Below are 9,574 nucleotides of genomic sequence, written 5' to 3'. Positions count from 1 at the left end.
TCCAGCAGACATGATGAATCAGATATTCTCGCCGATGGGAATCCCTCGCGATTCCGTCAGGTCAGATTATGCTCTAGCAGTGCAGCATGAATTCGCTGGCGATTCTCCGGAACGCACGCGCTGAAGACGATCTGATCACGATCTGGTTGCATATTGCGCGCGATAACGAGGCTGCAGCCGACCGGCTGCTCGATCGCATCGAAGCACGGTGGCAACAATTGGCCGCCTATCCATTCTCAGGCGCGCCACGCGATGATATTGCGCCTGGCACCCGACATTTGGTCGTCGGTGACTATCTCACTCTCTATTGTGTCAGCGGCGACGCGATCGAAATTCTTCGCGTGCTGCACGGCCATCGCAAGATCGAAGCCGACGATCTCGGGTCGTGACGGATCCGCTCACCCGCTGATCTCGTCCAGCGAGGCCTCGATCGCCTTCCAGAGTTCCTCGACCGGTTCACAGCCGACGGAGACGCGGACGAAACCTGGCGGCACCGCATCGCCGCGCTTCAAGCGCCGTTCGGCCGAGGTATGGACGCCGCCAAAAGATGTCGCCGCCTGCATCAGCTGGCAATTGTTGATGAAATCCTCGGCCTTCTCCTCCGAGGCGAGTTCGAACGAGATCAGAAAGCCGAATCGTTCCATCTGCGCACGGGCAAGATTGTGCGACGGGTCGCTTTCCAATCCGGGATAACGCAGGCCGCTGATCGCTCTGTGGCCCTGCAGCCGTCGGGCGATCACTTCCGCCGAGGAGCACATGCGGTCGAAGCGCACGTCGAGTGTCTCCAGGCCGCGATGCACCAGCCAGGCTTCGAACGGCCCGGGAATGCTGCCTGACACCTCGCGCCAGCCGGTCACGGCGGTGATGATATCCGCATTACGGCTGGCGACATGGCCAAACAGCACGTCGGAATGGCCATTGGGCGCCTTGGTGTCTGCGGCCACCACGATATCGGCGCCATGATCGAGCGGTCGTTGCCCAAAAGGCGTCATCGTCGTGTTGTCGATCGCAAGCAGCGCACCTGCTTTGTGGGCCGCCGCGGCAACGGCCGCTATGTCGCAGATGTCCAGCCCCGGATTGGCGGGGGTTTCGACGAAGGCAAGTCGATAGCCGTCGAAGCCTCCATCGAGGAAGGTGGATGTCGGGCGGACATCGCAATCGACGCCAAACGGTTTCAGGAAACGGTCGACCAGCGCCCTTGTCGTGTGATAGCCGTCCGACGGCAGCAGAATACGATCGCCAGCCTTGAGCAGCGCGAAAAACACCGAGCAAATCGCGGCCATCCCCGAGGGAAAGGCCACGCAGGGCGCGCCTTCCAGATGAGATAGCATGTGCTCGACGGCAGCCCATGTCGGGTTGCTGAAGCGGCCATACTGGTCATAACCGGTTGCGTCGCCGGGCGTGTGGTAGATGGCGGCCATGGTCAGCGGCAGAGGAATCGGATCGCCCTTTGCGAGCCCGCTGTTGCGCAGATGAGGAAGTGCCGCGGCGCGTGTGTTCGTTGATCCTGGCATCGATTCTCAACCCTTCTTGGTGACCGGTCGGACGCGAGCGACGCTATGCCCGGCAGCCGTTCGCGGCAAGGCGCGTCCGGTTGGGCCAGACGGCTCTAAACGCTTCGTTAGGCTTAATGGATCATAAAAACGAGACGTGCCGCAGCGGCTGCTCTGATTGGTCGCGGCGCGCGTGTTTGTGAAGCTTATTCCCGTTGACGCCCATAGTGCCCCATGATATCCCATTCCAACACTCAAGCCTTCGTTCCGTGTCAGGTTAAAGCGTACGCCAATCGGGCAGCCGCGGCGGCTGCGCGTTTGCCGGTTTTTGCCTGTTTGGACGAGGTGAGTGCGGGGCAGGGAACGCGCTGCGGCGGCGCGTGCGACACGATGAAGAGGGGTGCGGCGGCGCAAGCGGCTGTGACGTGTGATGGACCGGTTTCTGTCGAACACGGTGAGCAGGATCGATGCGAAGGGGCGGGTGTCCGTTCCGGCGCATTTCCGTGCTGTCGTGCAGAAGCGCGGCTATTCGGAACTTTACGCACTGCGCTGTCTCGATCTGCCGGCGATGGATGTCGGCGGGCTCGATCTTCTCGATCGCTACGAGCAGCGCATCGCTCAGGAAGATCCCTTCCTGCAGACGGCGGACGACATGTCGTTCTTCTGCCATGGCGACGGAGCATTCCTGAAACTCGATCAGGATGGCCGTATCACGATGACCGATTTCATCCGCGAGCACACTGGCATCTCGGCGGAGGTGGCCTTTGTCGGCCGTGGCAATTTCTTTCAGATCTGGGAGCCGGCACGGCTTGCCGCCTACGGGGCGCAGGCGCGGGCCAGGCTTTTGCAGCTTCGGCAGGGGACGAAGGCTCACGAGGCCAAGGCTGGGGAGCGACCGGAATGACGGCGGGCCACGGCGATGACCTTCACGCCGTTGGCGGATCGGCCCGCCACATTCCGGTCCTCCTTGGCGAAGTGCTCGCGGCACTGGCGCCGGCGGAGGGCGACATCATCATCGACGGCACGTTCGGCGCCGGCGGCTACACCAAAGCCATCCTGGCGACCGGCGCTTCCGTGGTGGCGATCGATCGCGATCCTGATGCGATCGCGGCCGGGCGCGCCCTCGAGGCGCAGTCGGGCGGCCGACTGAGGCTGGTGCAGGCGCCGTTCTCCACGCTCGACGAACATGTCGAGAGCGCCGACGGCGTCGTACTCGACATTGGCGTGTCCTCCATGCAACTCGACCAGGCCGAACGCGGATTTTCCTTCCGCACCGACGGGCCGCTCGACATGCGCATGGCGCAGGCGGGCTTGAGCGCCGCCGATGTTGTCAACAGTTTCAAGCCGGGCGATCTCGCCCGCATCTTCGGCTTCCTCGGCGAAGAGCGTCACGCCGGCCGCATCGCCCGCATGATCGAGGCACGCCGTGAAAAGCGCCCATTCGAACGCACGCTCGAACTCGCTGACGCCATCGAGACGCATATCGGCCGCGCACCGAAGGACAAGATCCATCCCGCCACCCGCGTCTTCCAGGCGCTGCGCATCTTCGTCAATGACGAGCTTGGCGAACTGGCCAAGGCCCTGTTCGCGGCCGAACGCGCGTTGAAACCGGGCGGACGCCTCGTCGTGGTGACGTTCCATTCGCTGGAAGACCGCATCGTCAAGCGCTTCATCGCCGACCGCGCCGATGCCGCCAGCGGCTCGCGCTACATGCCCGAGGCGCAGGCGCGCAGCGCCACCTTCCGTAAGACCGGTGGCGGCGTGACGCCCGGCGACGCCGAGATCGCGGCCAATCCGCGCGCCCGCTCGGCCAGGCTGCGTGCGGCGATCCGCACCGAGGCTCCGGCGCGCGCCGGCGATTTTTCGATCTTCGGCCTTCCAAAACTTCCCGGTATCGACCGGCCGGGGGAGAGGTAAGCACGTGTTCCGTACCAGCGACATTGTCCTGATCGCCGTCATGGTTTCGGCTGCGGCCCTGACCTACAAAACCAAGCGCGAGGCCGAGGACCAGTTGGCGGCGGTGCAGAAGATCCATACCCAGATCCGTTATGAGGAGGAGACGATCGACCTGCTCAAGGCCGACTGGAGCCTGCTCACCCAACCGTCGCGGCTGCAGAAGCTGACCGAACTCTACAAGTCGCAACTCGCACTCGAGCCGGTCAGCGGGCGCCAGATCGTGGGCTTGAGCGATCTGCCGGCGAAGGCCCTGGACATTCAAGACATCCTGAACGGACGCCAAGGCACCATGGCCGACAATTCCGACAAGGCGCCCTCGGGCGGCAGGGACCCCGTCGTGACCGGAGGCATCGCCCAATGATCGGAATTGGCAAACTGCTGAAGCGTCGCGCCAGGACGGGTGAAGATGGATCGATCGTTGTCGACGGCGCCCGCAAGGCGACCGGCGGCAAGGGCAAGGCGCGCATCGTGATGACGATGGCGGTGTTTTTCGGCATCTTCTCGACCATTTCTGGGCGTCTGGTCTATCTCGGTTTCCAGACGCCCGACCTGTCGGGCGGCCCGCAGAGCCGGATCACAGCCTCGCGGCCCGACATTGTCGATCGCAATGGCGAAGTGCTGGCGACCGACATCAAGACAGCGTCGCTGTTCGCGGAGCCGCGCCGCATTGTCGATGCCGACGAGGCGATCGAAAAACTGTCGACCGTGCTGCCCGAGATCGATTACGAGCAGACCTACCACAAGCTCAAGAGCGGTGCCGGCTTCGTCTGGCTGCAGCGGCAGCTGACGCCCAAGCAGCAAGCCGACATCATGCAGCTTGGCATTCCCGGCTTCGGCTTCCGTACCGAAAAGCGCCGCTTCTATCCGAGCGGCGAGACCTCTTCCTATGTCGTCGGCCTGACCAACATCGACAACCAGGGCATCTCCGGCATGGAGAAATATATCGATGAGCAGGGCCTGAGCGATCTGCAGGCGTCGGGCTTGGCGGTGGCCAAGGATCTCAAGCCAGTAAAGCTTTCGATCGATCTGCGGGTCCAGCATGTGGTGCGCGACGAGATCGCCGCCGGCCTGGAGCGTTATCGCGCCGTCGGCGCTGGCGCCGTTGTGCTGAACGTCAAGACCGGCGAAGTGATAGCCATGGCATCGGTGCCGGATTTTGATCCGAACAATCCTTACAATGCGCAGGAAAAGGACCGGCTGAACCGGATGTCGGCGGGTCTCTATGAGATGGGCTCGACCTTCAAGAGCTTCACATCGGCCATGGCGCTTGATTCCGGCAAGGCGACGATGGCGAGCCGCTTCGATGCTTCGCATCCAATCCGGGTCGGGCATCAGGCCATCCATGATTTCCACGGCAAGAACCGTGTGCTGTCGTTGCCGGAGGTGTTCCTCTATTCGTCCAACATCGGGTCGGCCAGGGAGGCCGAGTTGGTCGGCATCGAGGCGCACAGGGAATTCCTGCATCGCCTTGGCATCCTGGAAAGGATGCAGACCGAACTGCCGGAAGTCGCCCGCCCGACCGAACCGAAGGTCTGGAAACAGGTCAATTCGTTCACCATCGCCTTCGGCCACGGCGTGTCGACGACGCCGCTGCAGGCGGCCGTAGGCTGCGCGGCATTGATGAATGGCGGCTACCTGATGCAGCCGACATTCCTGGTCCGCAGCCAGCAGGAGGCGATGGCGGCGGCGAAGAAAGTGGTTAGCGAAAAGACAGTCGAAGGTATGCGCTACCTCTATTCGCTCAACGCCGAGAAGGGTTCGGCCAGAAACGCCAGAGTTCCCGGCTACCGCGTTGGCGGCAAGACCGGAACGGCCGAGAAGGTCATCAACGGCCGTTACTCGAAAGACTTGAATTTCAATACCTTCGTCGCCGCCTTCCCGATGGACGATCCGCAATACCTGGTGTTTACGATTGCCGACGCCCCGCACCCGGAAAAGCCTGGCATGACAGACGTTGCGGCCGCAAATGCGGGGGTTATCGCCGGCAATATTATCAGGCGTTCAGCGGCCATGCTTGGCGTGAAACCCGATTTCAGCCATGAAAATGGTGCAACGCTGGTTTCCTATGAGTGATTCTTGGGGCGCGCCGGCGACTGCGCGCTCTTTAATATTGCGGTGAACGGAACTCAATGAAGCTCAGAGATCTAGCCGGTGTCCTGCCAGTCGAAGGAACAGATTCCGCCGATCTGGAGGTCACCGGGATTTCGTCCGATTCCCGCCAGGTAAAACCGGGCGTCGTCTTTTTTGCGCTCGCCGGCACCAAAGCGGACGGTGCGGCCTACGCTGCCGACGCGGCAAGGCGCGGCGCGCTTGCGATCGTGACAAGCAAAGGCAGTTCCGTTGCCGGACTGCCGGTTCCGGTGCTGGTGGTCGACGATCCGCGCCTGGCACTGGCGCTCAGCGCTTCCAACTATTTCGGCAAGCAGCCGCAAACCATGGTCGCCGTCACCGGCACCAGCGGCAAGACCTCGGTCGCCGCCTTCACCAGGCAGATCTGGGAGCAGGCGGGATATGCCGCCGCTTCGATCGGCACCACCGGCGTGGTGGCGCCCGGCCGCAACGAGTATGGCTCACTGACGACGCCCGATCCGGTCGCCCTGCATCAACTGCTGAGGGAATTGGCCGATGCCGGCGTCACCCATGCCTCGATGGAAGCCTCCAGCCATGGGCTCGACCAGCGCCGCCTCGACGGTGTGAAATTGGCGGCCGGCGGCTTCACCAATCTTGGCCGCGACCACATGGATTACCATCCGACGGTCGAGGACTATCATCGCGCCAAACTGCGCCTGTTCGACACGCTGCTGCCGAAAGGCGCGCCGGCGGTCATTTTCGCCGACGATCCGTGGTCGGCGCCGACAATCCAGGCGGCGCGGGCCGCCGGGCTCCAGGTGCTGACGGTTGGCCGCCACGGCGATTTCCTGAAACTGAAGCGGGTCGAGCATGAGCGCCACCGCCAACGCGCCGAGGTCGAGGCCGACGGCGTGATTCACGAGATCGATCTGCCGCTGGCTGGCGATTTCCAGATCGCGAACGCACTGGTTTCGGCGGGGCTTGCCATTTCCACGGGAACGCCCATCGCCAAAGCCTTGATGGCCTTGGAAAAACTGAAGGGCGCGCCTGGCCGCCTCGACCTCGTCGGAACCACTGCCAGCGGCGCACCAGTCTATGTCGACTATGCCCACAAGCCCGATGCGCTGGAAAACGTGCTGGCCTCGGTAAGGCCGTTCACGACGGGCCGCGTCATGGTCGTGTTCGGTTGCGGCGGCGACCGTGACCGGGGAAAAAGGCCGATCATGGGCGAGATCGCGACCCGGCTTGCCGATGTCGTCATCGTCACCGACGACAATCCGCGCTCGGAAGTGCCCGAGACGATCCGCGCCGCCATTCTTGCCGCCGCACCCGGCGCCATCGAGATCGGCGACCGACGCCAGGCGATCCACGAGGCTGTCGGCATGCTTCATGCCGGCGACACGCTGATCGTGGCCGGCAAGGGCCATGAGGAAGGCCAGACGATCGGCTCCGAGACCCTGCATTTTTCCGATCACGAGGAAGTCCGCGCCGCCCTGCGGGAGCGTGCCGCATGAGTCTTCTGTGGACCTCCGAGGCGCTGGTTGCCGCCATGGACGGCCGGCCGCTCGGTCCTATGCCCGAAGGCATATCGGGGATTTCGATCGACAGCCGCAGCCTGCAGCCGGGTGACGCCTTCTTCGCCATCAAGGGCGAGGCGATGGACGGCCACGACTTCGTCACCGCGGCCATCAAGGCCGGCGCCGGCGTGCTGGTGGTGGCGGAGGGCAAGCTGCCGTCTCTCGGCCGGCTGACAGCACCGATCATCGTCGTCGAGGATGTGCTGGCCGCCCTGGAGAAGCTCGGGATCGCGGCACGTGCCCGTTCGCAGGCCAAAATCATCGCGGTGACCGGTTCGGCCGGCAAGACCACCACCAAGGAAGCGCTGCGCCATGTGCTGTCGGCCGTCGGCAAGGTGCATGCTTCGGCGCAGTCCTTCAACAATCATTGGGGCGTGCCGCTGACGCTGGCGCGCATGCCTGCCGATTGCGACTATGCCGTGTTCGAGATCGGCATGAACCATCCCGACGAGATCCGGCCGCTGGTGAAGATGGTGCGGCCGCATGTCGCCATCGTCACCATGATCGCGGCCGCGCATCTGGGTTTCTTCCGCAATCTGGACGAGATCGCCCAGGCCAAGGCCGAAATTTTCGAAGGGCTGGAGCCCGAAGGTGCCGCCGTCCTCAATCGCGACGACGCGCGCTTCAAGCTTCTCGACAAGATGGCGCATGCCGCCGGCGTCGAGCATGTCTACGGCTTCGGCGAGAATGCGCGCTCGAGCTTCAGGCTCACCAAATGCGAACTCCATGCCGACCATTCCGACATCGCCGCCAGGATCGGCGGCCGCGAGGTGACGGCCCGCATCGGCGCACCCGGCCGGCACATGGTGCAGAACGTGCTGGCGGTGCTGGGCGCGGCGCATCTGGTCGGCGCCGATCTCGACAAAGTGGCATCGGCGTTGGCTGATCTCTCCGCCGAGCGCGGGCGCGGCAGGCGCCATGTGCTGCGGCATCCACAGGGCACGATCACCCTGATCGATGAGAGCTACAACGCCAATCCCGCCTCGATGGAGGCAGCCATGGCGCTGCTGAACGCGACGCCGGTAACGGGCGAGGGCCGGCGCATCGCCGTGCTTGGCGATATGCTCGAACTCGGCGACCACTCGGTCAATCTGCATGCCGCTCTTGCCGATCTCATCGTCGGCACCGGCACGCGAACCGTCTTTCTCGGCGGTCCGGAAATGCGGGCGCTGGCGCAAGCGCTGCCGGACGATATCAAGACGGAATACCGCGCGGGTGTCGAAGAGCTGAAGCCGGTGCTGCTTGCCGCGCTGAAGCCGGGCGACGTGGTGATGATCAAATCGTCGAAGGGCATCGGTTTTGCAAAACTGGTCGATGCTTTGCTGGGCAAATACCCGGCTGAAACGACAACCAGCAAACTGACCTAGATCAAGCCGGGGACGAAAAGCGCATGTTCACACTGCTGGTCGATTTCGCGGACAAGATCTCGGTCTTCAACGTTTTCCGCTATATCACCTTCCGCACCGGAGGGGCGCTGATCACCTCGGCGCTGATCGTCTTCATCTTCGGGCCGACCATCATCAACTCGCTGCGGCTGCGCCAGGGCAAGGGCCAGCCGATCCGCGCCGACGGGCCGCAGACGCATTTCAAGAAGGCCGGCACACCGACCATGGGCGGACTGATGATCCTGTCCGGTATCATCGGATCGTCGCTCTTGTGGGCGAACCTGTCGAGCATCTATGTCTGGGTGGTGCTGCTGGTGACGCTGGGCTTCGGCTCGATCGGCTTCTACGACGACTATCTGAAGGTGACCAAGCAGTCGCATCTGGGCTTTTCCGGCAAGGCGCGGCTGGGGCTCGAATTCATCATCGCCGGCATCGCCGCCTGGGTGATCATGCGTAACGGCCAGGCGCCGTTCTCGTCGTCGCTGACGTTCCCCTTCGCCAAGGAATTCATCTTCAACCTCGGCTGGTTCTTCATTCCGTTCTCCTGCTTCGTCATCGTCGGCGCCGGCAATGCAGTGAACCTGACCGACGGCCTCGACGGTCTGGCGATCGTGCCAATCATGATCGCGGCGGCATCCTTCGGCGTCATCGCCTATCTCTCGGGTAATGCGGTGTTCGCCGAATATCTGCAGATCCATTTCGTTCCCGGCACCGGTGAACTGGCGGTCGTGCTGGGCGCCGTCATCGGCGCCGGCCTCGGCTTCCTCTGGTTCAACGCGCCGCCGGCGGCAATCTTCATGGGCGACACCGGCTCGCTGGCCATGGGCGGCCTGATCGGCACGGTCGCGGTGGCCACCAAGCACGAGATCGTGCTGGTCATCGTCGGCGGCCTGTTCGTGGTCGAGATCCTGTCCGTCATCATTCAGGTCGGCTACTTCAAGATGACGGGCAAGCGCGTCTTCCTGATGGCGCCGATCCACCATCATTTCGAAAAGCTCGGCTGGACCGAAAGCCAGGTGGTGATCCGCTTCTGGATCATTGCCGTCATCCTGGCGCTGGTCGGCCTGTCGACCCTCAAGCTGAGATAGGCAAC

9 protein-coding genes are annotated in these 9,574 nt (G+C 63.5%); 8 read left to right on the top strand and 1 reads right to left on the bottom strand.

The features are described from left to right. Window positions 1-86 precede the first annotated feature (86 nt). Window positions 87-389 (top strand): type II toxin-antitoxin system RelE/ParE family toxin, encoded by a 303-nt coding sequence (locus FJ548_RS23980; RefSeq protein ID WP_140608057.1) that lies wholly within the window; start codon window positions 87-89, stop codon window positions 387-389. Between the two features lie 9 nt (window positions 390-398). On the opposite strand, the gene FJ548_RS23975 is transcribed toward FJ548_RS23980, so the two are convergent. After that, window positions 399-1,514 (bottom strand): cystathionine gamma-lyase, encoded by a 1,116-nt coding sequence (locus tag FJ548_RS23975; RefSeq protein WP_140779125.1) that lies wholly within the window; start codon window positions 1,512-1,514, stop codon window positions 399-401. A 409-nt stretch (window positions 1,515-1,923) separates the two neighbouring features. On the opposite strand from FJ548_RS23975, the gene mraZ reads away from it, so the two are divergent. From mraZ to mraY, 7 genes are read left to right on the top strand one after another with little or no spacing between them, the layout of a single operon-like run. After that, window positions 1,924-2,397 carry a division/cell wall cluster transcriptional repressor MraZ gene (mraZ, locus tag FJ548_RS23970; protein WP_140695625.1) on the top strand — a complete coding sequence of 158 codons (474 nt, stop codon included), beginning with the start codon at window positions 1,924-1,926 and terminating at the stop codon, window positions 2,395-2,397. Next, a complete protein-coding gene (gene rsmH, locus FJ548_RS23965; protein WP_140608051.1) occupies window positions 2,394-3,410 on the top strand; it encodes a 16S rRNA (cytosine(1402)-N(4))-methyltransferase RsmH in 1,017 nt (338 codons plus the stop codon). Before mraZ ends, rsmH begins: the two co-directional genes overlap by 4 nt. A 4-nt stretch (window positions 3,411-3,414) precedes the next feature. After that, complete coding sequence (locus FJ548_RS23960; protein ID WP_140608049.1) at window positions 3,415-3,810, top strand: hypothetical protein; 396 nt, start codon at window positions 3,415-3,417, stop codon at window positions 3,808-3,810. Further along, window positions 3,807-5,522 (top strand): penicillin-binding protein 2, encoded by a 1,716-nt coding sequence (locus tag FJ548_RS23955; RefSeq protein WP_140608047.1) that lies wholly within the window; start codon window positions 3,807-3,809, stop codon window positions 5,520-5,522. The genes FJ548_RS23960 and FJ548_RS23955 overlap by 4 nt, the downstream gene beginning before the upstream one ends. A gap of 56 nt (window positions 5,523-5,578) precedes the next feature. Beyond that, window positions 5,579-7,033, top strand: coding sequence for a UDP-N-acetylmuramoyl-L-alanyl-D-glutamate--2,6-diaminopimelate ligase (locus tag FJ548_RS23950; protein WP_140779124.1), 1,455 nt, complete (start codon window positions 5,579-5,581; stop codon window positions 7,031-7,033). Next, a complete protein-coding gene (locus FJ548_RS23945) occupies window positions 7,030-8,463 on the top strand; it encodes a UDP-N-acetylmuramoylalanyl-D-glutamyl-2,6-diaminopimelate--D-alanyl-D-alanine ligase (RefSeq protein WP_140779123.1) in 1,434 nt (477 codons plus the stop codon). Before FJ548_RS23950 ends, FJ548_RS23945 begins: the two co-directional genes overlap by 4 nt. A 23-nt stretch (window positions 8,464-8,486) precedes the next feature. Next, a complete protein-coding gene (mraY, locus tag FJ548_RS23940; RefSeq protein ID WP_140779122.1) occupies window positions 8,487-9,569 on the top strand; it encodes a phospho-N-acetylmuramoyl-pentapeptide-transferase in 1,083 nt (360 codons plus the stop codon). Window positions 9,570-9,574: the final 5 nt, after the last annotated feature.

The organism is Mesorhizobium sp. B2-4-17, assembly GCF_006441275.1.
Classification (GTDB): Bacteria; Pseudomonadota; Alphaproteobacteria; order Rhizobiales; family Rhizobiaceae; genus Mesorhizobium.
This window is presented reverse-complemented; position numbering and strand designations above follow the sequence as displayed.

Bases quoted from the DNA above. Each gene is read 5' to 3' on its own strand.
- FJ548_RS23980 (WP_140608057.1), top strand. From the start codon at position 87: ATGAATTCGCTGGCGATTCTCCGGAACGCACGCGCTGAAGACGATCTG.
- FJ548_RS23945 (WP_140779123.1), top strand. From the start codon at position 7,030: ATGAGTCTTCTGTGGACCTCCGAGGCGCTGGTTGCCGCCATGGACGGC.
- rsmH (WP_140608051.1), top strand. From the start codon at position 2,394: ATGACGGCGGGCCACGGCGATGACCTTCACGCCGTTGGCGGATCGGCC.
- FJ548_RS23975 (WP_140779125.1), bottom strand. From the start codon at position 1,514: ATGCCAGGATCAACGAACACACGCGCCGCGGCACTTCCTCATCTGCGC.
- mraZ (WP_140695625.1), top strand. From the start codon at position 1,924: ATGGACCGGTTTCTGTCGAACACGGTGAGCAGGATCGATGCGAAGGGG.
- mraY (WP_140779122.1), top strand. From the start codon at position 8,487: ATGTTCACACTGCTGGTCGATTTCGCGGACAAGATCTCGGTCTTCAAC.
- FJ548_RS23950 (WP_140779124.1), top strand. From the start codon at position 5,579: ATGAAGCTCAGAGATCTAGCCGGTGTCCTGCCAGTCGAAGGAACAGAT.
- FJ548_RS23955 (WP_140608047.1), top strand. From the start codon at position 3,807: ATGATCGGAATTGGCAAACTGCTGAAGCGTCGCGCCAGGACGGGTGAA.